Consider the following 25,117-nt stretch of genomic DNA (forward strand, 5'->3'; position numbering starts at 1 on the left):
GGCCAGGAACGCGTTGGCGGCGTACTTGGTCAGCTCGGCGGTGCGTCGGCTCGTCACCACGATCGGCGCGGCGTTGAGGTAGAGCGGCCGGTAGACCTCGCGCATCACCGCCTCCGCGCGGGGATCCTCGCTGCCGACCACGATCCGGTCGGGGCGCTTGAAATCGGAGATCGCCGCGCCTTCGCGCAAAAATTCCGGGTTCGACGCCACGGCGACATCCGCCTCGGGCCGGATCTCGCGGATGATGCGCTCGACCTCGTCGCCGGTGCCCACCGGCACGGTCGACTTGGTCACCACGACGGTGAAGCCCGACAGCGCCCCGGCGATCTCCCGCGCGGCGTCGAACACGAAGGACAGGTCGGCGAAGCCGTCGCCGCGCCGCGAGGGCGTGCCCACGGCAATGAACACCGCATCCGCCTCGGCTACCGCGTCCTGCAGGGTCGAACCGAAAGCGAGGCGGCCCTGGCGGACGTTCTCGGCGACCAGCGCGTCAAGGCCGGGTTCGTAGATCGGCATGGTTCCGGCGTTCAGGCTGGCAATCTTGGCCGGGTCGCGGTCGATGCAGATCACGCTGTGGCCGAAATCGGCGAGGCAGGCCCCGGACACCAAGCCGACATAGCCGGCGCCAATCATCGCAATCCGCATCCGGCCCTCCCGGCAGCCCGCCACGCGGCTTGTTGCAACGCAGCATGATCCGAGACCGGCCACGATGCAACCGGGGCCGCTCGGCAGTCTCCGATTCTGTCGCGACGATGCAACACCCAAGAACCACGACTGTTTTTTGACAGCGCACCCGGTCTCGGGTTGACGGCGCCCGGATCCTGTCGCCGTAGCGACACCGAAAACATGTCTGCGGGCGGCTTCGCAGCGCGGGCGGCTTCCTGTAGAAGCGCGGCCGCCGGCCGGGCGAGGCCGGGCGCCGCGAAGCCCATTCCAAGGATCGGCGAAGGACGACGATGACCGAACTGCCGAACGTGCACGTGCGCGCCGAAGTCTTGGCCCAGGCGCTGCCCCACATGCAGCGCTACGACCAGGAGATCGTGGTCATCAAGTATGGCGGCCACGCCATGGGCGACCGCGCCGCGGCCGAGGATTTCGCCGAGGACATCGTCCTCCTGGAGCAATCCGGCCTGAAGCCGATCGTCGTGCATGGCGGCGGCCCGCAGATCGGCAAGATGCTGGACCGGCTCGGCATCCAGTCCGAGTTCCGCGGCGGCCTGCGGGTCACCGACGAGGCCACCGTCGAGGTGGTCGAGATGGTCCTGGCCGGCTCGATCAACAAGCAGATCGTCGGCTGGATCTCGGCCGAGGGTGGCCGGGCGATCGGCCTGTGCGGCAAGGACGGCAATATGGTCCGCGCCAAACGGGCGATGAAGACCGTGGTCGATCCCGAGAACCAGACCGAGCAGGCGATCGATCTCGGCCTGGTCGGCGAGCCGGAGCATGTCGAGCGCGGTGTCCTCGACGCGGTGCTGAAGGCGGAACTGATCCCGGTGCTGGCCCCGGTGGCCTACGGGGCGGACGGGCAGACCTACAACGTCAACGCCGACACCTTCGCAGGCGCTATCGCGGGCGCGCTCCGGGCCAAGCGCCTGCTGCTGCTCACCGACGTGCCGGGCGTGCTCGACAAGGACAAGAAGCTGATCCCCGAGCTGACCGTGGAGGATTGCCGGCGCCTGATCGCCGACGGCACCATCACGGGCGGCATGATCCCGAAGATCGAGACCTGCATGTACGCGATCGAGCGCGGCGTGGAGGCGGTCGTGATCCTGGACGGCAAGGTCAACCACGCAGTGCTGCTGGAGCTGTTCACCGATTACGGCGCCGGCACCCTGATCCGCCGGGGCTGATCCTCCGCGGCCCTACGGGACGGCGATGGGCGGAACGGACGCGGCAACGCACGCTCCGCTCGCGCATTGTCCTCAGCCTGGCGCAAGCCGGCGCTGCAAGCCTGATCGTTCCCAGCCTTCGATTCCGCAGGGACCGAAGGCCGGGGCGGCGTCGCACCACGGGTTCCGGGCCGCATCCGTTTGCAACGCGATCGGTCATGGCCCTAGAATCTCGCGGTTTCAGGATTTCAAAGGGACACGGTGCACCACCCGGAGAAAGCCCAGTTCACCACCCCCGCGTCCCGTGGGTTTGCCGATGTCGACACCTGGGTGTTCGACCTCGACAACACGCTCTATCCGAGCGACGCGCAGGTTTGGCCGCAGGTGGACGAGCGCATCACCCTCTACGTCATGCGCCTCTACGGGCTTGATGGCATCTCGGCCCGCGCCCTGCAGAAGTATTTTTACCACCGCTATGGCACGACCCTGACGGCTTTGCTGACGGAGGAAGGGGTCGACCCGCACGACTTCCTCGACTTCGCCCACGACATCGACCACTCGACGATCAAGCTCGACCCAAGCCTCGGCGATGCGATCGAGCGTCTGCCCGGGCGCAAGCTGATCCTGACCAACGGATCGCGCCGGCACGCCGAGAACGTCGCGGCCAAGCTCGGGATCCTCGATCTTTTCGAAGCCGTGTTCGACATCGCAGCCGCCAATTTCGTCCCCAAGCCCGAGCGCTCCACCTACGAGCGCTTCCTCGCGGCCCACGGCGTCGAGCCGACCCGGGCGGCCCTGTTCGAGGACATCGCCCGCAACCTCACGGTGCCGCACGATCTCGGCATGGCGACCGTGCTGGTCGTCCCCAAGGTCGTCGACCCCTATCGCGAGGCCTTCGAGCAGGAGGCGGTGCGCGAGCCGCATATCGATCACATCACCGACGATCTCGCCGCCTTCCTGTCGGCCTGCGTGCTGCCCGAGACGACACGGGGTACGATGGGCACAACGCGACCCTGACGCGGGCCCGCACATCCGCAATCGACAAGCCGGCGACGATCCTGTAGAGAGCCGCCCAACTCACAACAGGATCGCCGAAATCCTGGTGCCGGACGCCCATGAGGGGCGACACGGTGCAACGGCTGGAGCTATGCCATGAACATCATCGAGCAGCTGGAGCGCGAGGAAGTCGCGCGCCTGGCCAAGACCATTCCCGATTTCGAGCCGGGCGACACGCTCATCGTCAACGTCCGTGTCAAGGAAGGCGAGCGCACCCGCGTCCAGGCCTACGAGGGCGTCTGCATCGGCCGCCAGGGCGGCGGCCTCAATGAGAGCTTCACGGTCCGCAAGATCTCCTACGGCGAGGGCGTCGAGCGCGTCTTCCCGGTGCACTCGCCGATGATCGATTCGATCAAGGTCGTCCGCCGCGGCAAGGTGCGCCGTGCCAAGCTGTACTACCTGCGCGATCGCCGCGGGAAGTCGGCCCGCATCGTCGAGCGCACCGATCGCTACAAGGCCAAGGAAGCCCCGGCCGCGGCCGAGTAATCGTCCGGGTTTCTAGTGGACTTGCCGCCCTTTGGCGGGTTGTCGGGGTAGAGCCCTGATGAAGAGGCGGGCTCTGCCCGCACCCGCAAAACGTCCCGGACCTTTTGAAACCTGATTTCGACCGATGATCGACCGGTCCGGCTCAGCCGGACCGGTTTTTTTGTCTCTGTAAATCAGGCGGCCCGGACCCGGTCGAGGAACTGGGTGATCTCAGCGAAGATCGGCCCGGATTTCTGCGACAGCTCGGCCGCGGCACCGAGCACCTGCTCGGCCGCCGCGCCGGATTCCCTGGGGGCGGTCGAGACGTCGGCGATGGTGCCATCCGCCTCCTGCGCGACGCTCCACACGTCTCGCCGACGCTCAGCTCCCGCGCAGGGCCTCGAGGACCTTGCCCCCGGGCCGGCCCGTGGGGGTCATGCCGAGCTTGCGCTCCACGTCCTTGATCGCGTCGCGAGTCTTCTGGCCGACCTTGCCGTCCGGCTCGCCGACATCGTAGCCGCGGGCGGCCAGCCGGGTCTGGAGGTCGCGCCGCTCGGCCCGGGACAGGGGCGGATCGTCGGTGGGCCAGGCAGCCTGGACACCGGCCTTGCCGCGCAGGCGATCGGACAGCACCGCGATGGCGAGCCCGTAGGATTCGGCCGCGTTGTAGGAGTAGATCGCGTCGAAGTTCTTGGTGACCAGGAAGGCCGGACCGTCGATCCCGGCGGGCGCGATGATGCCGGCCGGGCCTTCGCCGGAGAGCGGGCGGCCGTCCACTCGGGTCACGCCGAGGGAGGCCCAATGGGCGATCGGCTTCTTGTTCTTGCGCCCGGCGGCGGCGACGCTGAAGCCGCGGGGCAGCGTCACCTCGTAACCCCAGACTTGGCCGTGCTGCCACTTGGCGACGTGCAGGAAGTTCGCCGTGGAGCCGACCGCGTCGGCCACCGAATCGACCACGTCGCGCCGCCCGTCGCCGTCGCCGTCGACCGCGAGCCGGTGATAAGTCGTCGGCATGAACTGGGTCTGGCCGAAGGCACCGGCCCAGGAGCCTGTGAGGCGCTCGGGCGCGATGTCGCCGCGCTCGATGATCCGCAGGGTCGCGATCAGCTCGGACCGGAAGAAGTCGCGGCGGCGGTTGTTCGAGCAGGCGAGCGTCGCCAGCGACTGCACCAGCGGCATCTTGCCGAGGTTCTTGCCGAAATTCGATTCGACGCCCCAGACCGCCGCGATCGTGTAGCGGTCGACTCCGTAGCGCGACTCGGCCTGGGCGAGGGCGGCCGCGTTCTGCCGCATGGCCGCGCGCCCGTCCTCGACCCGCTCGTCGTCCACGAGCGCCGCCATGTAGTCCCAGATCGGCGTCTTGAACTCGGGCTGCGCCTGCGAGAGTTCGATCACCTTGTCGTCGTAGCTGATGCCGCGGGTGGCCGCCTGGAAGGTCTGGGCCGATACCCCGGCCGCCGCCGCCTGCCCCTGGATGCCCGAGAGGCAGGCGTCGAAATCGGCGCGCGCCGGCACCGCAGCGAAGCCCGCAAGCAGACCGAACCCGAGCGCGACGCCCGATCCGAGGGGGTGATTCCGCATCCTGGCGTTCCCGTTCGACGTGGCCTGTATGGTGTTCGAATCAGGCAATACCAGGGTTAAGGACCGGTTAGGTTCGGCGTGATGAGCCGTCCGCGCGCCGGCGCCACGGGGATCCCTGTGCGAAGCCTCCGGGCGCGCGCAGCGAACCGGGTCGCGACCGATCCCGGAGGTGCATCGGCCGGATCGGGCTGAAGCCTTCGCGGTGCCGTCAACGGACGAGCCATGGCCGGATCCCCGCGGCCACCCCGATATTGAGATCGCTGAACCTCAACTGGTGCTTCATTGATCGGACAATGCTCACACTCAATCTCTGCCAATACCAGTCTACGCAAATCGATCGAACATGATATCCGATATTGATATTATATCATCGACTCATGCTGCTGAAGATATCGCATGTACTCGCGGATGAAGATTTCATCCCGTTTGATGACAATTGATTAATCGATGATCGTCCATATGAACGGGAATGATTCTCGTTTTGCCCGGAGAAACACGAATTATGCGCCTGTCAGATCTCTCCATCGCAAAAAAGGTTGTCGGCGCGTTCTCGATACTGATTATCATCGCCCTAGGGACCGGGTTCATCACCTACCGGAAACTGTCCTTCATCCAGACATCGATCGGCTGGTCCGAGCACACCTACGATGTGCTGAACGTGAACGCGTCCCTGATCACCACGATGGTCGACCGCGAGACCGGGTTGCGAGGCTATCTGGTGGCGGGCGATCCGGCGTTCCTGGCGCCCTACCAGAGCGGTGCCAAGGGCTTCGACGCCGCCCTTCAGCGGCTGCGGACGCTCACATCCGACAACCCGGAGCAGCAGACCCGCATCGCCGGGATCGAGGCCCTGGCCAAGCGGTGGCAATCCGAAATCGCCGAGCCCGAGATCGCCCTGATGGGTCAGCCGGCCAAGCAGGCCGAGGCCAGGGCCCGGGAAGCCAGCGGCGCCGGCAAGACGATCATGGATGGGATCCGGGCGAAGGTCGCGGAGATCGACGCGCGCGAGCGCACCTTGCTCGCCGGCCGTCAGGTCGACGCCGCCGAGGCCTTCTCGACCTCCTACGTCGCGACCCTGATCTCCCTCGTCGCCCTCCTGGCCACCGCCATTGCGGGCGCGATCCTGTTGACCCGGCTGATCGCCGTCCCGACGCGCGCAATGACGCTGGTGATGGGTGAGCTGTCTCGCGACAATCTCGATGTCGTCGTCCCGAGCAGCGACCGGCGTGACGAGATCGGCCAAATGGCCGCGGCGGTCGAGATGTTCAAGGAGGCGCTGATCGCCAAGCGGGACGGCGACGCGGCGGCCGCACGGGAAGCCGACGCCAAGGCCCGGCGCGCTGCCCATCTCGACACCGTGGTGCATCGCTTCGAGACCGAAGTGTCCGGTCTGACGCAGGCGCTCGCGGGCGCGGCCACGGAACTCGAGGCGACGGCCCAATCGATGACCGGCATCGCCGAAGAGACCGACGCCCAGGCACAGACGGTGGCGGGCGCCGCCGAGCAGGCCTCCTCGAACGTCCAAACCGTGGCCGCCGCCACGGAGGAGCTGTCGATCTCGATCCGGGAGATCAACAGCCAGGTCACCCGGGCGGCGCAGGCCGCGAGCGCGGCCTCGGACGAGGCGATCCAGACCGACGGCGCCGTGCAGGTGCTGGCCGAGAGCGCCGACAAGATCGGCAGCGTGATCGCCCTGATCTCGCAGATCGCCGGGCAGACGAACCTGCTGGCCCTCAACGCGACCATCGAGGCGGCTCGGGCCGGGGATGCGGGCCGCGGCTTCGCGGTGGTGGCGAGCGAGGTGAAGGAACTGGCCGGCCAGACCACCCGCGCCACCGAGGAGATCGGCGCTCAGATCGGCGCGATCCAGACGGCCACCGGCCACGCGGTGTCGGCGATCCGTTCGATCGCCCGCATCGTCGGCGAGATCGCCACCAGCTCGACCGCGATCGCGGCGGCGATCGAGGAGCAGGGTGCGGCGACCCAGGAGATCGCCCGCAACGTCCAGCAGGCCGCCTCCGGGACGGACCGGGTCACCGGCAACATCGTCGAGGTCAAGCGCGCGGCCGGCGAGACCGGCTCGGCGGCGTCCCAGGTCCTCGACGCGGCCCAGGGCCTCTCGCAGAACTCGAACGACCTCAGCCGCGCCGTGGCGACCTTCCTGGCGGACGTGAAGGCGGCCTGAGCGGCGGGCGCCGACGGGTCCAAGGGCTTATCTGGATCGCCGTCGGCCAGGCAGCCCCGCGGACGCGTTGGGATGGCGCTTGATGGCCGGCCTAGTCGACACCAAGCCGGACCGCGTCATTGGAGGTCCGCTTCGGTGCGCCTCGAATAACGCGGAGCAAGGGCGACGGATCCAGAGCCACACGCGGCGCGGGCCAGGGCTGTCGATGCCGCCGTTGATGCCGCCCTTGGACCAAGCGTGTCACCGTTTGACAAGAAATTATTGCTTCGCGATAATCTTGGTTGCCGAAGCGAGTCGATCCCTGCCTATGCCGAACGTCATTCCCCTGTCTGCCGCGCGGGCTGAACCCGCCGAAGCGGAGCATCCGGCGTTCCGCCGCTATGGATATTGCCTCGCTTGGTTGCTAACGGTCATCCTGGGCTTGACCGTGCTGTTTGCCGTCGCGGTGCTGGCCTGCGGCCTCCTAGCCGGCGACGTGTGGCTCTGGCTCGCGCCGGGTGCGGCCTTCCTGGGTCCGCCGCCACCCGATACCTCGGGCCTCGTGTCCTTCGACGCGCTGCCCTTGGCAACGCGCTGGGCCTATGCAGCGACCTTCATCTTCGACACCTTCCCAGTGATCCTAATCCTCGCCGAGGCGCGCGCCTGCGCCCGGGATTTCGGTGCCGGGATCGCCTTCGGGCCGGCAGCACCGGCCCGGATGCGCCGGATAGCCCTCGGCCTGGCGGCCCATGCCGTCGCGCCCGCCCTCGGGCACGGTCTGGTCCTGCTGGTCGGGCACGGCGTCGACCTCGCCTGGTTCCATGCGTCGTCGGTACAGGCCCTGTTGCTGGCGGCCTGCCTCGCCGTTCTCGCCGAAGTGGCGCGGATCGGGCACGCCATCGCACGCGATCTCGATGGGTTCGTTTGATGCCGATCGTCATGCGCCTCGACGTGATGCTCGCCAAGCGAAAGCGCCGCTCGAAGGATCTCGCCCAAGCCATCGGCATCACCGAGGCGAACCTCTCGCTGCTGAAATCCGGCAAGGTGCAGGGCGTTCGCTTCGCCACCCTGGATGCGATCTGTCGGGAGCTCGTCTGCCAGCCTGGCGATCTACTGGAATACGAGCCCGATCACGAGACCGAGCGACCGCGCATCGCCGGTTGAGGCCCCGCTGATCTCCCAAATCGCACTGCCGTTCCACGGATCGGAGACCCATGCTGTGTCGCGTCGCTATCCACGCCCGTTCGTCTGTGGATTGGCTGCCCTTCTGCCCGTAGCCTGCGCCGCGCCCACCGGCCTCGACGGCCCGGCAGCCGCGCCGTCCTCGGCGTCGGAAGTGGCGACGACCCGCGTCCAGATCGTCTACGGCTCGCAACGCCCCCTGGTCGAACTGGTCTTCACTGGAGCCGACGGACGCGACAGGCGCGTGCTGGCCTGGGTGAACATGGGCGCCCCGACGATTGTCCTGTCCAAAACCCTCTATCGCGAACTCGGCGTTGGGGCAGGGCGTGACCTTGCGTTCCGGATCGGCGCGATCGGGATCACCGTACCAGCGGCCTCCGTGACCGACGGACCGGGTGAGCTGGACGGCCGGGATCTGTTCGACCTCCTGTTCGCGCCGCGCCGGGTCGAGGCCGTCCTGCCGGCGAGCGTCCTGCGCCGCTTCGCGATCGTGCTCGATCCGGCAGCCCGGACCTTGACCCTGGCCCCGCCCGGAACCTTGAAGCCCGCGGGCATCCCGGTTCCGATCCGGGTCGATCCGGCGAGCGGGATCGCCACGGTCGAGGCTCAGATGGGCGAGACGGCACTGCCGCTCGTCCTCGATGCGGGCGCCCCCTATACGTGGCTGCGGGGCAGCGCGGTCGCCGGGCTTCTGCGGTTACATCCCGAGTGGCACCGGGCCGATGGCGCGGTGGGGCGCAGCAATCTCGCGATGGCCGATCTCGGCCTGGAGCGGGACGGCACGCTGGTGCGGTTGCCCGACGTCACCCTCGGCGACCTCGTCCTGCCGGCGGTCGGAGCCCTGGGCACGGGTCCGATGCTCCGGCGCGTCGGCGACGCGCTCGTCGGCGAACTGTTCTGGGACCTGTGGCAGAAGCCTGCGCCGGTCCCAGTGGCGGGCTGGCTCGGCGGGAACGTCCTTTCGGATTTTCGGCTGACGATCGATTACACCGCCGGCCTGAGCACCTGGCAGCGCCAGCGGCCCACGGACCCGCACGATCTCGATGGAATCGGCCTGACCCTGGTGCGCTACGGCGACGATTACAGGGTGAGCCGGGTCGCCGACCGAAACGGGCAGCCCCTTGTCGCAGGCGTCGAACCCGGTGACCGCCTCGTAGCCGTCGATGGCCGCCCGCTCCGGGGCGCGGCGTCCGAATTCGCCTGGGACGCGCTCCGGGGCCGGCCCGGCACGCTTCGGCGCCTCGACCTGGAGCGCGACGGCCGCCCTCTTCAGGTCGAGGCGCCCGCCGTCGAGTTCTGAATGACAGCCGTCTCGATCAGGCCCATTCCCGCGCGGCGAGCTTCTGCTCGTAGGCGTCGATCGCCGCGCCGCGCTGCAGGGTCAGGCCGATCTCGTCGAGGCCGTTCAGCAGGGTGTGCTTGCGGCCGCTGTCGATGTCGAAATGCAGGGTGCCGCCATCCGGCCCCTTGATGGTCTGGGCTTCGAGATCCACCGACAGGGTCGCGTTCGAGCCGCGCTCGGCATCCTCGAACAGCTTCTCCAGATCCTCCGGCGAGACCGTGATCGCCAGGATGCCGTTCTTCGCGCAATTGTTGAAGAAGATGTCGGCAAAGCTCGTGGAGATCACGCAGCGGATGCCGAAATCACTGAGCGCCCAGGGGGCGTGCTCCCGGGAGGAGCCGCAACCGAAATTGTCGCCGCAGACCAGGATCTTGGCGTTCCGGTAGGCCGGCTTGTTGAGTACGAAATCCGGGTTCTCGGAGCCATCGTCCGCGTAGCGCATCTCGGCGAACAGGCCCTTGCCGAGCCCGGTGCGCTTGATCGTCTTGAGGTACTGCTTCGGGATGATCCGGTCGGTGTCGACGTTGATGATCCGCATGGGCGCCGCGACGCCTTCCAGCGTGGTGAATTTTTCCATCGTTCGAGGCTCTTGAAGGCTGGGTCTGGCGCTGGTTTAGCAGCCTCGGGGGCGGTCCGGAAGCGTCAGGCCGGATCCCCGGCCTCGGCGCGCCGCAGGGTGCCGTCGTGGAGCGCCGAGGCCACCAGCGCCCCGGCGATCCCGGCTTCGCGCAGGGCCCGCAGATCGTCCGGCCCGCGCACGCCGCCGGCCGCGTAGACCCGGCGGCCCGGCGCACGCAGGGCCCGGAGGGCTTCGAGGTCGGGGCCGGTGCCGGCCCCGACCCGGGCGAGCGTCATCGCGATCACGTCCGGCGGCCAGAGCGACGGATGGTCGTGGAGCGCCGCCGGGCCGAGGCGCTCGGCGCCGCGCGTGTCGAGGGACAGCACGGCGCGAGCCCCGAGACCGGCGACCAGCCCGGCATCCGTCTGACTCTCGCTGCCGATCACCGGCCGCCCGAGGCCGGTGGCGAGGAACGCCACGACGCCGTCCTGTTCGGCGAAGCCGGCATCGACCCACAGGTTGATGCCCGGGCAAGCCCGGGCGATGGCCTCCATAGCGGCCAGATTTGGCCCGGCGCCATCCATGATCGCATCGAGATCGGCGACGTAGAGGGTCTCAGCCGGCCAGGCGTCGAGCAGCCCGCGCGCCACGGCGGCGGGTCCGGAGCCCTTTGCCAAGGGCGTCTCGATCGAGGCATAGGAGGAGCGCTCGCCCCGGCGCGCCCGCACCACGCGGCCGCCGCGCAGGTCGAGCACCGGGATCACCGCGAAGCCGGAGCGCCCGAGTCCGTCGTTCATTGAGGCGTTCGTCGCGGTCATATGCGCATGCCAGGGGCAAAGACGATTGGGTGGGACCTCGGCGGGGTCCACGTCAAGGCCGCTCTGGTCGAGGACGGCCGGGTGATTGCGGCGACCCAGGTCCCGTGCCCGCTCTGGCAGGGGATCGGGGCGCTCGACGGTTCCCTGGCGGCCCTGCCGGACTGGGCGCGCGGCGCAGCGCAGCACGCCGTGACCATGACGGGGGAGCTGACCGATTGCTTCGCCGACCGGCGCGAGGGCGTGGCGGCGCTCTCGGGCTGGGCGGACACGCACTTGGCAGGCGGCGTGCGGATCTATGCCGGCCGCTCCGGCCTCGTAGCCCCGGAGGCGGCCGCGGCGGTGTTCGCGGACGTGGCCTCGGCCAATTGGCACGCCACCGCGGCGCTCGCCGGGCGGCACGCCCCGGATGCGCTGCTCGTCGATATCGGCTCCACCACCGCCGACCTGATCCCCATCGTCCACGGCCGCCCGGCCGCCGCCGGCTACAGCGATGCCGAGCGCCTGGAGACGGGGGAGCTGGTCTATACCGGGATCGTGCGCACGCCGGTGATCGCGCTCGCCGACCACGCCCCGTTCGCGGGCCGCCGCACCCGGCTGATGACCGAGACCTTCGCGCATATGGCGGACGTGTACCGGATCCTGGGCCTGCTCCCCGAAGGCGCCGACCAGCAGGCCAGCGGCGACCGCAAGGGCAAGTCGATCCCCGAGAGCGAGACCCGGCTCGCCCGGATCGTCGGGCGCGACCGGGGTGAGGGTACCGCCGAAGCCTGGGCGCTGCTGGCGGGCCATTTCGCCGAAGCGCAGCTGCGGCGGCTGCACGACGCCGCCGCCATCCTGCTCAGCCGGCCCGACCTCGCTGCGGGGGCGCCGCTCATCGTCTGCGGCGCGGGCGCCTTTCTCGGGCCGCGCCTGGCCGAACGGCTGGGGCGTGAGGCCGTCCCGCTCGTGAATCTGCTGCACGACCGGATCGCCGGGGAGCCCGACTGGATCTCGACCTGCGGGCCGGCGGTGGCCGTCGGCCTCATCGCCTCGGAGGATACATTCGCATGAGCGCCATCAAGATCCTGGCCCGGGTTCTGACGACCCGGGTCGGGCCGCATATCGAGCTGGCCGTGGAGACCGAATCCGGCGAGGTCCTGAAGGTGCTCGCCACCGAGGACCAGATCGATCGGCTCGTGGACGAGCTGGAAGACATGCTGAACTCGCCCGCCACCGAAGAAGACGGGGAGCCGCCGGAGGCCGCCTGAGACGGGGCGGGGCGAGCCGGGGATCCGCGATGAGCCTGATCGTCGCCAAGATCGCCATCACCCCGGCGCTGATGTGGGCCGTGTCGACGGCGTCGCGCCGCTGGGGCAGCCTGATCGGCGGCCTGCTCTCGGGCCTGCCGCTCACCTCGGCGCCGATCTCGATCTACCTCGCCGTCGAGCAGGGCGAGGGCTTCGCCGCCGACGCCGCCATCGGCTCGGTGGAGGGGCTCGGGGCGGTGACCCTCTGCTACTGCGCCTACGCCCTGTGCGCGCCGCGGATGGGCCCGGCCCCGGCCCTCTGCGCCGCCCTGTCGGCCTTCGTGCTGGGCGGCACCCTGCTGCACGGGCTGATCCGGCCGGGCTTGTGGCTCGCCACCGCGATCGACGTTCCGGCCATGGCGCTCGTGGTGGCGCTGTGCCCGCGGACGACCGAGCCCGAGGCACCGGTTCCGCGCCCGCGGCCGCCGCGCTGGGACATGCCGGCGCGCCTCGCGGCGGCGACCGCGCTCGTGCTGCTGGTCTCGACGCTCGCGCCCTATCTCGGCGCGGGCCTGAGCGGCCTTCTGGCGCCGATCCCGATCATATCCTGGCCGCTCATCGCCTTCGCCCGCTTCCAGGACGGCGTCCGCGCCTCCCTCGACGTGGTGCGCGGCAGCGCCCAGGGCGCGTTCGGCGTGCTGGCCTTCTACGTGTGCATCCACCTGCTGCTCGGCCGGACCGACATGATCATCGCCTACGCCGTATCGATCGCCCTGTCGGGGGCCTGCGTGCTGCCGTGGCTGTTCGTGGGGCGCCGCATCCGGGCGGGGTGACACGATCGCCATCACCAAGGGCTCGCGGCTGAAGGATAGCAGCGCGCGTCAATCGACCTGGTACAGGGCGACGCGGCCAATGCCCGCGATGCCGAGCTTCTGCGCGCTCGCGCGCGACAGATCGATCAGATAGTTCCGTTTGGCCTTGGTGTGCTCGTTGGTCCGATCCGTGATCTGAACGATGACCGAGTGACCGTTACGGGTGTTGACGACCTTCACCTTCGTCCCGAACGGGAGGGTGTGGTGCGCGGCCGTGAGCTTGTTCGGGTCGTATATCTCGCCGCTGGCTGTCCGGCCCGAGTGCTTGTACCAACTCGCCCGGCCGCTCCCGAGAAGTTTCGGCTTGGCCGCGGCCCCATCGTGTCCGGTCTGAGGATCGGGCGGTGCCGGCTGCTCAGCGACGGCTTCCGTGGTCGACGGCTCGGCACCGGAAGGCTCGGCGCTCAAAGGTTCCGATCGCACTCCGGCAAGCCCGTCCTGTGCCAACACCGGATCCACACGCTGGCCGAAGCGCCCCATGAGACCGGCCTGTTCCTGGCCGGCCGAATGGACCGATGCCGGAAACGTCGGCTGCGCGGGCAGGCTGAAGGACGACGCCTCCGGCGGATCTGTATTCTCGATCGATGATGACAGTGAAGGCAGTTGCGCGGTGAACTGGCGGTACGTGAAGACCGGTGCTTCCCGCTTCGGGCCGCTCACCTGATCCGGGCCGGATCGGATTTCCATGCCCGGTGATTGATCAGCCCGAGCCGCGGCGGCAGGAAGCGACAGGATCGAAGCTAAGATCAGGGTCCGGGCGACGCTTCGTCTGTTTTCGCCGCCAGGCCCGATCATAGCATTCACCCGTGATTATTGATAATCGACGGACGCATAAATCGTCTCAGGTGCCTGAGTTCCGCACGACTGCTAAAACCGCCGTCTGAGCGGCCTCATCCTTCGGACGTAGCCCATCGGTCAAGCTTGCCGATCTGACGGCCCGACGTTCGCCCCCCGTGTCGACGGCACCCCGTACGGTCCGCTCGACCGATGCAGCCGCCTGTGGCGCTCGATCCCGCAAAGAAAAACCCGCGGCCGTGAGGCCGCGGGTTCTTGCCGACAAATCCGATGCGGGCGGATCAGGCCGCGGTGCGCTTGCGGGCTTCCTGCTTGGTGTCGACGCCGGCGGCTTTGATCTCGGAGAGCTTCTGGGCGACGTTGCGCGAGAACACGAACTCAGCCGGGCGCTGGTTCTCCAGGCTGACCTCGGGCGCCATCGCACCGTCGGTCTTGATGCCGCGGATCGCGTGGACCAGCGGCTTCCACGGCTTGCGGACCGAATCGACCACCGAGGAGGCCTCGTAGCCGGAATGGACCATGCAGTCGGCGCACTTCTCGTAGTTGCCGGTGCCGTAGGAATCCCAGTCGGTCTCTTCCATCAGTTCCTTGAAGGTCGCCGCGTAACCCTCGCCGAGCAGGTAGCAGGGCTTCTGCCAGCCGAACACGGTGCGGGTCGGGTTGCCCCAGGGGGTGCAGTGGTAGGTCTGGTTGCCAGCCAGGAAGTCGAGGAACAGGCCCGACTGCTGGAAGGTCCACTTCTCGCGGCCCTTCTCCTTGCCGTGACGGAAGACGCCGCGGAACAGCTCCTTGGTCGCCTTGCGGTTCAGGAAGTGCTTCTGGTCGGGGGCGCGCTCGTAGGCGTAGCCGGGAGAGACGGTGATGCCGTCAATGCCCATCCGGGTCACGCTGTCGAAAAAGTCGGCGATCTTCTCGGGCGAAGAATTGTTGAAGAAGGTGCAGTTGATGGTGACCCGGAAGCCCATCTCTTTAGCCTTCGCGATGGCCGCGACCGCCTTGTCGTAGACTCCGCGCTGGCACACCGACTGGTCGTGCATCGACTGGTCGCCGTCCAGGTGGATCGACCAGGTGAAGTACGGGCTGGGCTTGTAGTCCTTGATCTTCTTCTCGAGCAGAAGCGCGTTCGTGCAGACGATCGCGAACTTCTTCTGATCGATGATGCCTTGGACGATCTGCGGCAGATCCTTGTGCAGCAGCGGCTCGCCGCCGGCGATCACCACCACGGGGGCACCGCACTCGCGCACCGATTCGAGCGCGTCGGCGACCGGCAGGCGCTTGTTCAGGATCTCGTCCGGGTAATCGATCTTGCCGCAGCCGGCGCAGGCGAGATTGCAGCGGAACAGGGGTTCCATCATCATCACCAACGGATAGCGCTTGCGGCCCGTGAGGTGCTGCTTGAGGATGTAGCCGCCGATCTTCGCGACGTACCGGAGGGGGATACCCAAGATTGCGGCTCCTTACTGCGTCGGCCCCGGGGCGTCGGGGTGCTTACCGCGAAAAAAACGCGAATTCCAGCACTCTAGCTTGGAACTCATCTGAACCGGCCCCGTTTCGGCGAGGCCATAACGACTTATCCCGTTCCTGACGCAAGCGCGCCACATGGGTGGCGTACGGCAGGATCTGCGGATCGGGTCACCTGACGGTTGAGGACAGCACGTGCATTGCGTCCGCAATGCGACCGGAATCCCAAAGAATTTGGTCTCGGCCCCGGGATTGCGGTGCGATATCGCACGTCCGCCTAGGCAAGGGCTGCGCCGGGGCCATTGCGTTGCAATCTGGGATCACGCTCTTTACTGAGCCCTGTGGCCGCAATGCAAGGGGTGGCCTGCGGCGGGCGATCCCGCATCGGACGGGTCCGGCTTGCACAGGCGCGCCGTGCGACCAGATTGAGCGGTGCGGCGTTCCCAGACACCGTAGGGCGCTCGCGCGGATCGCGGGGCGGCCTTCACGCGGGCGTTCGAGCCCGGTCGCGCCGATCCGGCCGGAACAGTTGGGATAAGCCGGCCGCGCATGGGGCGCGTCCGGGGCGAACAGGCAGGGTGCTCGTGATCGAAGGTCTCGTCGCGTTCTCGGTGCGGTATCGGTGGATCGTGATCGCCCTGATGGCGTTCGTCACGGTCGCGAGCCTCGGAGTCGCGGCGCATCTGTTCCGCATCAACACCGATGTGGAGCGGCTGATCGACCCGAAGGAGCCCTGGCGCCAGGACGAGATCAATTTCGAGACGGCGTTCCCGCAGCGCGGCAACACCATCGTGGCGGTCATCAACGGCGAGACGCCCGAGGAGACCGAGGAGGCGGCCGCCAACCTGGCCAAGGCGCTGACCGCCCACAAGAACCTGATCGAAACCGTCTACCGGCCCGATGGCGGCCCGTTCTTCGACAAGAACGGCCTGCTGCTGATGCCCCAGGCCCAGCTCGACAAGACGCTGGAAGAACTTACTCAGCAGCAGGGCCTGCTCGGGCCGCTGGCCGCCGACCCGTCCTTGCGCGGCGTGATGCGGGTGCTGTCGCTCGGCGCACGCGGCGTGAAGTCCGGCGACGCCAAGCTCGAAGACCTCGAGAAGCCCATGGGGCAGATCGATTCCACCCTGCAGAAGGTGCTGGCCGGCAAGCCCGCGCGGATGTCCTGGCAGGAATTGCTGGCCAACGGCGAGAGCAGCGTCACGGACAAGATGAAGTTTGTGATGATCCAGCCGGTGCTGGACTTCAACGCCCTGGAGCCGGGCTATCAGGCGACCAAGCTGATCCGCAACGTCGCCCAGGACCTCAAGATCGATTCCGAGCACGGTTTGCGCATGCGGCTGACTGGCACGGTCGCAGTGGCGGACGAGGAATTCGCGACCCTTTCGGAGGATGCCGGTCTCAACAACAGCATCATCGTCGGCGCGATCGTGCTGTTCCTGTGGCTGGCGCTGCGCTCCGGCAAGCTGGTCGGCGCGGTGCTGATCACCACCTTCGCGGGCCTCATCGTCACGGCCGCCCTCGGCCTGATCATGGTCAAGGAGCTGAACCCGATCTCCGTGGCCTTCGCGGCCCTGTTCGTCGGGCTCGGCATCGATTTCGGCATCCAGTTCTCCGTGCGCTACCGGGCGGACCGCTACGAGCAGCCGACCCTCCAGAGCGCGATCCGGGCCGCCGCCCGCGGGGTCGGCTGGTCCCTGACGCTGGCCGCCGTGTCCCTGGTGGCCGGTTTCTTCGCGTTCCTGCCCACCGCCTTCCGGGGCGTCTCGGAGCTCGGCCTGATCGCCGGCGTCGGCATGGTCGTGGCCTTCCTGTTCGCTCTGACCCTGCTGCCGGCCCTGATCGCGGTGTTCAAGCCCAAGGGCGAGAAGGAAGCGGTGCAGACCGCGTGGCTGGTCGGTGTCGATCCGTGGATCATCCGCCACCGCAAGCCGATCCTGATCGCGGTCGGGCTTGTGACCCTGGCCGGGGCGCCGCTGCTGTGGCACCTGCCGTTCGATTCCAACCCGATGCACCTGCGCAGCACGAAGACGGAATCGATCGCCACCTATCTCGACCTGATCAAGAACCCCGAGACCAGCCCGAACCTGATCGACGTGCTGGCCCCCAGTGTCGACGCGGTTCCGGCCCTGTCGAAGACCCTGGCGGCGCTGCCGGTGACCGCCACAGTCAACAGCATCGACACGTTTGTGCCGCGGGACCAAGACAAGAAGCTCGCGGCGATCGCCGATACGGCGCAGCTCCTCGATCCGGTACTCAATCCCGGCCGCAAGCCGCCGCCGCCGACCGATGCCGAGAACGTCAAGGCGCTCAAGGATGCCGCCACGGCGCTGAACGGCGTCGCAGGCGACGGCAAAGACGCCGCGGGCGCGCAGACCGCCAAGCAGCTCGCCGGGACGCTGGACAAGCTCGCCGGCGGGCCGGTGCAGCTGCGCGAGGCGGCTTCGGTCGCCCTGACCAAGGATCTCGTGCCGCTGCTGCAGCGCCTGCGCGATCTGCTCCACCCGGAAAAGATCACGCTGGACAACCTGCCACCGCAGCTGAAGGCCGATTGGGTCGCGGCGGACGGGCGCGCCCGCATCGAGGTCCATCCCAAGGGCAATTCGAACGACGACGAGGTGCTGCGTACTTTCTCGGACGAGGTTCTGAAGGTCGCGCCCCACGCAACCGGTGCGCCGGTTGCCACGACGCAATCGACCTACACGATCCTGGGCGCCTTCGTGCAGGCGGCCGTGACCGCCTTCGTGCTGATCTTCGTCATCCTGTCGGTGGCCCTGCGCAAGCCCTGGGACGTGGCGATGACGCTGGGCCCGCTGGTCATCGCGACCCTGTGGACGCTCATGGCCCTGCGGATCATCGGCATGCCGCTGAACTTCGCCAACATCATCGCTCTGCCGCTGATGCTCGCGGTCGGCGTCGCGTTCCACATCTACTACGTGATCGCCTGGCGGGCTGGCGTCACCGATATGCTGGCCTCGAGCCTGACCCGGGCGATCTTCTTCTCGGCGCTGACCACCGGCAGCGCCTTCGGCTCCCTGGTCCTGTCGAGCCACCCGGGCACAGCCAGCATGGGCAAGCTGCTGGCGCTGTCGCTGTTCTTCACCTTGATCGCGGCGTTCTTCGTGGTGCCGGCGACGCTGGGTGAGCCACCCGCGCAGGGCGACGACGACCGCCCGGAGGGTGAGAAGGCCGCCGCGGCCGCGCTACGGAAGAGCCACGCCCTCCCGGAGCCGGTGCCGGCCAAGTAGAGTGTCCCGGCCCCTTCAGAGGACCTTCTCGAAGAAGTGGTCGGGGTAGGGATCGTCGTTGAAGCGATCGATCTCGACCCAGCCCGCCTTGCGGTAGAGCGCCAGGGCCTCCGGGAGGGCGCTGTTGGTGTCGAGGCGCAGCACCGCGATCGACAGGTCGCGGGCGGCGGCCTCGACGGCCTCCATCAGTTGACGGGCCAGCCCGAAGCCCCGGGCGGCGGGGTCGATCCAGAGCCGCTTGATCTCGGCGACCGGTCCGCCGCGGCCCTTCAGGCCAACGCATCCCACCGGCAAGCCGTCCGCCGTAGCGAGCAGGAACGCGCCGCGCGGCCGGATCATGGCCTGCGCCTCCGGATCGCGAGACAGCTTGACGTCGAACCCGGTCTTCAGCCGGCGCGCGAGCTCGGCGTAATACGCCTGCAGGCAGGTGCGGGCGGCCTCGCTGCGCGGATCGACCTCCTCGATCGCGAACCGGTCGCGACCGAGGGTCAGGGCGACCAGATCCATCGCGCGCAGGAGCTCCTCGGCCCGCGGCGCCCGGGCCAACAGCGCGGAGGCGCGCGCGTCGGACAAGTCCTCGTAGGCCGCATACTCCCGCTGCCCGGCCTCGGTCAGTCGTGCGACCCGGCGGCGGGCATCGTCCGGATGTGGCTCGGTTGTGAGCAGGCCCTCGTCTTCGAGGCTGCGCAGCAGGCGGCTCATCAGTCCGGAATCGAGGTCGAGATAGGCCCGGATCTCGGCCACGTCCGTGCGCCCCGCGCCGATCGCGTTCACCACGCGGGCCGCGCCGAGGGGTCGGCCCCGGCCGAGGAACGAGGTGTCGAGGGCGCCGACCTCCGCGGTGACGGCACGGGCGAAGCGGCGGAAGCGGGCGATGGAATCAGACATCATAATAGCTGACTTTAGTCAGGCATTATGAGCGGTCAATCACAGGCGCCGAACCAGGCTCGGCCCCTAACCCGAAAAGTCGGAAAACCCACCCCTGACCGCGCCCGACGCATCGGCAGCTGCCCGGGAGGCCGGGGCAATCAGCGCGTCGCGCTCGGCGGCGTAGAGGTAGCCCGGCGCCTCGCCGGGGAACTCGCCGGCGGTGGCGGGGTGGGTGTAGAGCTCGGTCAGACCGTCCGGGAGCTGGGCGAGCAGCGCCGCCACCCGCGGTGGGGTCATCGCGCCGGACCAGGCGAGGCCGAGGGTCCGGTCGGGGATCAGCAGGCCGGCCTGGCGAGCGCGCACGGCGAGCAGGGCCGCCCACGGGGCGATGTCGAGGGCCGGCCGGGGCCGGGCGCTGGGTTCGGCCCGGCGAAGCAGATCGCGGGGCTCGCGAGGCACCCGGATCGCCTGCATGCCGTAGCCGCGCCCGATGCGCAGCACCGCGCCGGCGATCAGCGGGTGGACGTGGAAGTGCTTGTGGGCGTTGACGTGATCGAGGGGCAGGCCGGTCGCCCGATAGGCCTCGAACTGGGCCTCGATCTCCGCGGCGAGCTGACGCCGGGCAGCGGGCTTGCGGGCGAGGTCGAGGCCGACCCGAGCCATGTCGGCGCGCATCAGGCCGGCGGCGTCGGTCAGGTCGGGCAATTGCGCCGCCGGCAGGGTCGGCCAGGCTTCCACCAGCACGAGGTGGAGGCCGACCCGAAGGGACGGCATCCGCTTCGCCCGGGCCACGGCGTCGGCGGCGGCCGGCGCCGAGACCATCAGGCTCGCCGCGGTGAGGATCCCCTCCCGGTGGGCCTGCTCGACGGCCTCGTTGACCTCAAGGCTCAGCCCGAAATCATCCGCGGTGACGACCAGACGCTTCACGGGGACCTCGTAAGGGGTGTCGAGAGGGCAAGCCCTCTCGCGGGTCCAGGGCGGAGCCCTGGAAGAGGTGCGGGGCTCCGCCCCGCTCCCCGCCGGGGCCGCAGGCCCCGGACCCCTGTTTTTACGCCGCCTTGGCGGTGCCCTGGCGCTCCTTGAGGAAGCGGTAGAACTCCACGCCCTCGCGCAGGCGGCGCTTCATCATGTCGGGGGAGCGCACCATCTCGCCGACGATCGAGGCGATCTTCGGAGCGCGGAAGTAGAACTTCTTGTAGAACTCCTCCACCGACGTGAAGATCTCGGTGTGCGAGAGGTGCGGGTAGTGCAGCGGCGCGACCTGCACGCCGTTCTCGTCGACCAGCTCGGCGTTCTCGATGTCGAGCCAGCCGTTCTCCACCGCCTGCTTGTACAGGAAGGTGCCCGGGTAGGGCGCGGCCAGCGAGACCTGGATCGTGTGCGGGTTGATCCGCTTGGCGAAGGCAATCGTCTCCTGGATCGTCTCCCTGGTCTCGCCCGGCAGACCGAGGATGAAGGTGCCGTGGATGGCGATGCCCAGCTCGTGGCAATCCTGGGTGAACTTTTCCGCGACCTCGACGCGCATGCCCTTCTTGATGTTGTGCAGGATCGTCTGGTTGCCGGACTCGTAGCCGACGAGCAGCAGGCGCAGGCCGTTCTCCTTCAGCACCTTCAGGGTCTCGCGGGGCACGTTCGCCTTGGCGTTGCACGACCAGGTCACGCCGAGCTTGCCCAGTTCGCGGGCGATCTCCTCCGCACGCGGCAGGTTGTCGGTGAAGGTGTCGTCGTCGAAGAAGAACTCCTTGGTCTGGGGGAACTCCTTCAGGCAGTACTTGATCTCCTCGATCACGTGGGCGACCGAGCGGGTGCGGTAGGTGTGCCCGCCGACCGTCTGCGGCCACAGGCAGAAGGTGCAGCGGCTCTTGCAGCCCCGGCCGGAGTAGAACGAGATGTAGGGGTGCTTCAGGTAGCCGATGAAGTACTTCTCCATCTCCAGGTCGCGCTTGTAGACGCTGGTGACGAAGGGCAGCTGGTCCATGTCGGTCATGATCTCGCGGTCCTCGTTATGGACCACGACGCCGTTCGCATCGCGATAGGACAGGCCCTTGATCTGGGCCATCGGGACGCCGTCGGCGACTTCCTTGACGGTGAAGTCGAACTCGTTGCGGGCGCAGAAATCCACCACCGGGGCCTGGGCCATGGCGCCGGCGGCGTCGACCGCGACCTTGGCGCCGATCAGGCCGGCGATGAGCTTCGGGTTCGCGGCCTTCAGCGCCTCGATCGTCTTCACGTCGGACTTGAACGACGGCACCGAGGTATGGAGCACGACGAGGTCGAAGTCGTTGGCCTGGGCCACGATTTCGGGGAGCTTGATGTTGTGCGGGGGTGCGTCGATCAGCTTCGAGTTCGGCACCAGGGCGGCCGGCTGGGCTAGCCAGGTCGGGTACCAGAACGACTTGATCTCGCGCTTGGCCTGGTAACGGGAGCCGGCGCCACCGTCGAAACCGTCGAAGGTGGGGGCCTGGAGGAAGAGCGTGCGCATGGGGTTCAAGGCCTCAGGGCGTTGCCGGGGGAGGGGTGAGAAAGCGGGGGCCGCGTTCAACGTGTGGGTGCGCCAGCGTCGCGGCCGAGTTCGGCGTCCGGGATCAGAGTACCGTCCGCAACCACGTGATAATCATGACCTTTCCATGTCACCGCCCCCGACACGAAGGCCCAGGAGAAGTTCAGGAAGGAGAGGATGTCGCGGATCGGCAACAGTCCGTAGGGGTGCGGGGCGAGGCCGAACGCCCGCTCCAGCTGTCGGCACAGGAGGATCCGGCCGGCCAGAGCGAGGCCCGCCACCACCAGGGCGCCGGTGCCGGCACCGGGCAGGAGCGCGCCGACCAGGGCCAGCGGGAAGGCGTGGGTGACGATCGAGCCGGCATAGCCGGCCGGATCGACGTTGCGGATGGTCCGGTTCCAGCGCAGCTCGTGCCGCCACAGGCCGGAGAGCTCGGTATCGACGCTGGTATGACCGATGGTGAAGCTCGGGATCGCCACCCGGCCGCCGAGGCTGCGGAGCGCGGCGCCGATCGCGTAATCATCGGCTAGATCGTTGCGGAAACTGCGGAAGCCGCCGACCGCGTCGAGGCTCGCCCGGGTGAACGCGATGGTCGAGCCGAAGCACGGCTTGGCTAGGCCGAGACTCAGGCCCATCACCACGTTGGGCAGGAACTGCGCGTCGATCGCCAGCGCCGAGAGCTGGTCGTAGAGGCCCCTGAAGGCCGGGACGCCGTGATACAGGCAGGTGACGCCGGAGACGCCCTCCTGCGACAGCTCGGCGACCAACCGCTCCAGGTAGTCGGGCCGCACTACCATGTCGCTGTCGGCCAGAACGATCACATCGTGGGCGATCCGCTCGGCCATATTGATCAGGTTCGAGACCTTGCGGTTCGAGCCGTGCTGGCGCCCGTCGATCACGAGGTCGATGCGGGCGGCCGGGTAGGCCTGCTGCAGCCGCTCGACGACCCCGATGGCCGGGTCGGCGGCTTTCTGGACACCGAACACGACCTGAACCTCGCCGGCGTAATCCTGGCGCAGCACGGACTCGAGATTGTCGTACAGGTTGGGTTCCAGGCCGCAGAGCGGCTTGAGCACCGTCACGGACGGCCGGGGCGCCTCCGGAGGCAGCGCCGGCACAGGCCGGGCAGCGAAGCGGCCGGCGCAATAGGCAGCGGCCAACGCATAGAGACAGCCCGCCGCCGCCAGGAGAAGGCAGAACAGCGAGAGCCACGACGATACGGTGAGCGCCAGTGAGGTGAGATCCATCCGGTCGGGTCCGTGCGGTCGTCCGGCCGCCTCAGGCGGCGATGGCCGCGTGCGGCCCTGTCAGGGCGGCAGGCACGGCTGCTATCTTCACGGCGTCTTGAGTCACGGCGTCGGTTTTGCGGCGAGCATGCCGTCGGCGCGCTGGCGGAGGAATTTTACCACCGCGTCTGCGCCTCCGGATTTCAGGGGCGCCGACAAAGCGTTGCGCTGGGCGGCGATCTCGCTCACGTCGCCGTTGAGCAGAACGTCTTGAATGCGGTTGCCGGCATTGACTACGAAGTCGACCGCGGAATCGTCGCCGTCGGCCGCGGTGACGCGGGTCGGCACCACGCGCTGGCTGCCGCGCTCCTCGACCTTCGGGGTCACCTCGAACTTGCCGCCGGCCGCCCGGGCCAGGCGATTGGCGTAGGTGACCGTCAGGCTGCGCTTGAACGCATCGGTGACCGCCTCCTGCTGCTCCGGGGTGAAGCTCGACCATTTCGAGCCGACCGCGACGCGGGCCATGGCCGGGAAATCGAAGGCCTTCTCCAGCGCCGGCCCGATGGCCGCGACCCGGGCGGACAGTGGGCTCGGGCCGTCCTTCAAGGCGGCGGTGAACGCGGCGTAGAGGTCGCGCACGGTCTGCACTGCGGGATCGTCCGCGGCCCAGGCGGAGACCGGGGCGAGGAGGGGAGCGGCCAGCAGGGCGACGGCCGCGAGCCGACGGGTCAGGCGCACTTCTTGAACTCCTCGCCGTCGCCGATCCGCGCGCCCATCCGAGGCGGGGCGTAGCTGTAGAACGGCCCAAGCGTCGCCGGCTGCGGAACCATCTTGGCGGTGCGGCCGATGCCGGCTTCCGGCTCGCGCTCGGCCTCCGCGGCGGTCTCGGCCGTGAGCTTGGCCTCGATCCGGTGCCAGAGCAGGAGGCTCGGGATCCCGACCCCCAGGTCGGCGAAGCGCTTGACCAGCGACAGGGCCAGCGCCGCCTCGGCGGGAATGTTAAAGAGGCTGCAGAGGGCGATCAGCCCCCCCTCTTGAGCACCCAGCGCGCCCGGCACCGCGAAGGCCGCACCGCGGACCGCCTGGGCGAGGCTCTCGATCACCAGGGCCTGCGCGAAATCGACCGGGTAGCCCATGAAATGCAGGCACACATAGACTTCCAGCGTGCCGATGACCCAGCCAGCCAGGTGGATCACCAGCGCCGAAGCGAAACGGCCGTGGTTGCCGTACATCCGGCGCAGGCTGTCGTAGAGCTGATCGATGGCACCGAAGGCGCGCCACTCACGGCCCGAGGCGAAGCGACTCATCAGCCCCTGGATGATCCGGTGCCCAGCCCGCCGCTGGATCAGGTAGAACGCGCCCAGCGCCGGAACCGCCACGGCCAGCCCGCACGCGACCGTCCGGGCGATCGGCCCGTCGCCGGCGATCAGGACCAATAGGCCAAGGCCGATCACCGTGAACAGGAGCTGCGTCAGCGCCTGCGTCATCAGGTCCACGAACATGCTGGCCCCGGCCAGGGCGCCCGGGACGCCGCGCTTGGCCATCAGCCGCGCGCCGACGAAGTCGCCACCCACAGTGGCCACCGGCAGAAGCGTATTGATTCCCTCACGGACGAACCGCAGCGACACGCAGTCGACCAATCTGGCCGCGCCCGCCGGGAACACCACGTACCAGCCGAGTCCCGCCCAGGCGACGGCCGCGACGCGGGCCGCCACGACAAGGGCGGCGCCCCAGCCGGCGCTCACGACGGCGGCCGACACGTCCTCCAGGCCGGAGGAAATGAACAGGCCGACGACCGTGCAGAGACCGGCGATCGAGGCCAAGGTCGTCAGGCGCTTCATAATGGTCTTTCAAGCTCGCAAATGGCTTGATGCGGGAAATCGGTCACGGTCGCGGCAGAAATAGGTCCGGGCGACCAGGAAC

24 protein-coding genes are annotated in these 25,117 nt (G+C 68.6%); 11 read left to right on the forward strand and 13 right to left on the reverse strand.

All coding sequences use genetic code 11. The annotated features are described in order from the left end of the window. The coding region (locus MKL11_RS32585; RefSeq protein WP_243951474.1) for a nucleotide sugar dehydrogenase at positions 1–645 on the reverse strand (645 nt) is incomplete at its 3' end. A 311-nt stretch (positions 646–956) separates the two neighbouring features. Here MKL11_RS32585 and argB point away from each other — a divergent pair. From argB to rplS, 3 genes are all read left to right on the forward strand, one after another. Further along, a complete protein-coding gene (gene argB / locus MKL11_RS32590) occupies positions 957–1,850 on the forward strand; it encodes an acetylglutamate kinase (RefSeq protein ID WP_243951476.1) in 894 nt (297 codons plus the stop codon). Between the two features lie 240 nt (positions 1,851–2,090). Then, a complete protein-coding gene (locus MKL11_RS32595) occupies positions 2,091–2,846 on the forward strand; it encodes a pyrimidine 5'-nucleotidase (RefSeq protein WP_243951478.1) in 756 nt (251 codons plus the stop codon). Between the two features lie 135 nt (positions 2,847–2,981). Continuing rightward, positions 2,982–3,371, forward strand: coding sequence for a 50S ribosomal protein L19 (rplS, locus tag MKL11_RS32600; RefSeq protein WP_092040614.1), 390 nt, complete (start codon positions 2,982–2,984; stop codon positions 3,369–3,371). A 173-nt stretch (positions 3,372–3,544) separates the two neighbouring features. Here rplS and MKL11_RS32605 read toward each other — a convergent pair whose 3' ends face one another. Both MKL11_RS32605 and MKL11_RS32610 read right to left on the reverse strand, forming a co-directional pair. After that, positions 3,545–3,718: a hypothetical protein gene (locus tag MKL11_RS32605; RefSeq protein WP_243951480.1), complete on the reverse strand. Its 174-nt coding sequence runs from the start codon at positions 3,716–3,718 to the stop codon at positions 3,545–3,547. 13 nt (positions 3,719–3,731) lie between these two features. Further along, a complete protein-coding gene (locus MKL11_RS32610) occupies positions 3,732–4,931 on the reverse strand; it encodes a lytic murein transglycosylase (RefSeq protein WP_243951482.1) in 1,200 nt (399 codons plus the stop codon). A 502-nt stretch (positions 4,932–5,433) separates the two neighbouring features. Between MKL11_RS32610 and MKL11_RS32615 the strand changes: the two genes are divergently transcribed. The 4 genes from MKL11_RS32615 to MKL11_RS32630 all read left to right on the forward strand — a co-directional run bounded on the left by MKL11_RS32615 (position 5,434) and on the right by MKL11_RS32630 (position 9,577). After that, complete coding sequence (locus MKL11_RS32615) at positions 5,434–7,116, forward strand: methyl-accepting chemotaxis protein (protein ID WP_243951484.1); 1,683 nt, start codon at positions 5,434–5,436, stop codon at positions 7,114–7,116. A gap of 307 nt (positions 7,117–7,423) precedes the next feature. After that, complete coding sequence (locus MKL11_RS32620; RefSeq protein WP_243951486.1) at positions 7,424–8,023, forward strand: hypothetical protein; 600 nt, start codon at positions 7,424–7,426, stop codon at positions 8,021–8,023. Continuing rightward, a complete protein-coding gene (locus MKL11_RS32625; protein WP_243951488.1) occupies positions 8,023–8,259 on the forward strand; it encodes a helix-turn-helix domain-containing protein in 237 nt (78 codons plus the stop codon). Before MKL11_RS32620 ends, MKL11_RS32625 begins: the two co-directional genes overlap by 1 nt. A gap of 55 nt (positions 8,260–8,314) precedes the next feature. Further along, a complete protein-coding gene (locus MKL11_RS32630; protein ID WP_243951490.1) occupies positions 8,315–9,577 on the forward strand; it encodes a PDZ domain-containing protein in 1,263 nt (420 codons plus the stop codon). A 16-nt stretch (positions 9,578–9,593) separates the two neighbouring features. Here the strand turns inward: MKL11_RS32630 and leuD are convergent, their stop codons facing one another. Continuing rightward, entirely contained in the window at positions 9,594–10,196 is a 603-nt protein-coding gene (gene leuD, locus MKL11_RS32635; protein ID WP_243951492.1) for a 3-isopropylmalate dehydratase small subunit, read from the reverse strand. A gap of 65 nt (positions 10,197–10,261) precedes the next feature. Further along, complete coding sequence (locus MKL11_RS32640; RefSeq protein WP_243951494.1) at positions 10,262–10,975, reverse strand: HisA/HisF-related TIM barrel protein; 714 nt, start codon at positions 10,973–10,975, stop codon at positions 10,262–10,264. Positions 10,976–11,002: 27 nt separating this feature from the next. Here MKL11_RS32640 and MKL11_RS32645 point away from each other — a divergent pair, with 27 nt between their 5' ends. Genes MKL11_RS32645 through MKL11_RS32655 form a run of 3 tightly spaced genes read left to right on the forward strand, consistent with a single transcriptional unit; the run spans position 11,003 to position 13,055 of the window. Further along, positions 11,003–12,046: a hydantoinase/oxoprolinase family protein gene (locus tag MKL11_RS32645; RefSeq protein ID WP_409565950.1), complete on the forward strand. Its 1,044-nt coding sequence runs from the start codon at positions 11,003–11,005 to the stop codon at positions 12,044–12,046. Continuing rightward, positions 12,043–12,243 carry a hypothetical protein gene (locus MKL11_RS32650; protein ID WP_243951498.1) on the forward strand — a complete coding sequence of 67 codons (201 nt, stop codon included), beginning with the start codon at positions 12,043–12,045 and terminating at the stop codon, positions 12,241–12,243. Before MKL11_RS32645 ends, MKL11_RS32650 begins: the two co-directional genes overlap by 4 nt. 29 nt (positions 12,244–12,272) lie before the next feature. Then, positions 12,273–13,055, forward strand: a complete 783-nt coding sequence (locus tag MKL11_RS32655) for a hypothetical protein (RefSeq protein WP_243951500.1) — start codon at positions 12,273–12,275, stop codon at positions 13,053–13,055. 48 nt (positions 13,056–13,103) lie between these two features. On the opposite strand, the gene MKL11_RS32660 is transcribed toward MKL11_RS32655, so the two are convergent. Further along, positions 13,104–13,889, reverse strand: coding sequence for a septal ring lytic transglycosylase RlpA family protein (locus tag MKL11_RS32660; RefSeq protein WP_243951502.1), 786 nt, complete (start codon positions 13,887–13,889; stop codon positions 13,104–13,106). 281 nt (positions 13,890–14,170) lie between these two features. Then, positions 14,171–15,334 carry an adenosyl-hopene transferase HpnH gene (gene hpnH / locus MKL11_RS32665; RefSeq protein WP_147854312.1) on the reverse strand — a complete coding sequence of 388 codons (1,164 nt, stop codon included), beginning with the start codon at positions 15,332–15,334 and terminating at the stop codon, positions 14,171–14,173. A gap of 600 nt (positions 15,335–15,934) precedes the next feature. Here hpnH and MKL11_RS32670 point away from each other — a divergent pair. Continuing rightward, positions 15,935–18,598: an MMPL family transporter gene (locus MKL11_RS32670; protein WP_243951505.1), complete on the forward strand. Its 2,664-nt coding sequence runs from the start codon at positions 15,935–15,937 to the stop codon at positions 18,596–18,598. A gap of 15 nt (positions 18,599–18,613) precedes the next feature. Here the strand turns inward: MKL11_RS32670 and MKL11_RS32675 are convergent, their stop codons facing one another. The 6 genes from MKL11_RS32675 to MKL11_RS32700 form a co-directional block, all read right to left on the reverse strand. Continuing rightward, positions 18,614–19,489: a helix-turn-helix domain-containing GNAT family N-acetyltransferase gene (locus MKL11_RS32675; RefSeq protein WP_243951507.1), complete on the reverse strand. Its 876-nt coding sequence runs from the start codon at positions 19,487–19,489 to the stop codon at positions 18,614–18,616. 63 nt (positions 19,490–19,552) lie between these two features. Continuing rightward, entirely contained in the window at positions 19,553–20,395 is an 843-nt protein-coding gene (gene hpnK, locus MKL11_RS32680) for a hopanoid biosynthesis-associated protein HpnK (RefSeq protein ID WP_243951509.1), read from the reverse strand. A gap of 121 nt (positions 20,396–20,516) precedes the next feature. Then, entirely contained in the window at positions 20,517–21,950 is a 1,434-nt protein-coding gene (gene hpnJ / locus MKL11_RS32685) for a hopanoid biosynthesis associated radical SAM protein HpnJ (RefSeq protein ID WP_243951510.1), read from the reverse strand. A gap of 56 nt (positions 21,951–22,006) precedes the next feature. Beyond that, positions 22,007–23,215 carry a bacteriohopanetetrol glucosamine biosynthesis glycosyltransferase HpnI gene (hpnI, locus tag MKL11_RS32690; RefSeq protein WP_243951512.1) on the reverse strand — a complete coding sequence of 403 codons (1,209 nt, stop codon included), beginning with the start codon at positions 23,213–23,215 and terminating at the stop codon, positions 22,007–22,009. Positions 23,216–23,317: 102 nt separating this feature from the next. Continuing rightward, on the reverse strand, positions 23,318–23,932 hold the full coding sequence (locus tag MKL11_RS32695; RefSeq protein WP_243951513.1) for a phospholipid-binding protein MlaC: 615 nt from the start codon (positions 23,930–23,932) through the stop codon (positions 23,318–23,320). Beyond that, on the reverse strand, positions 23,923–25,035 hold the full coding sequence (locus MKL11_RS32700) for a flippase-like domain-containing protein (RefSeq protein ID WP_243951515.1): 1,113 nt from the start codon (positions 25,033–25,035) through the stop codon (positions 23,923–23,925). Before MKL11_RS32700 ends, MKL11_RS32695 begins: the two co-directional genes overlap by 10 nt. Positions 25,036–25,117 lie beyond the last annotated feature (82 nt).

Source organism: Methylobacterium sp. J-077, assembly GCF_022829365.1.
GTDB lineage: Bacteria > Pseudomonadota > Alphaproteobacteria > Rhizobiales > Beijerinckiaceae > Methylobacterium.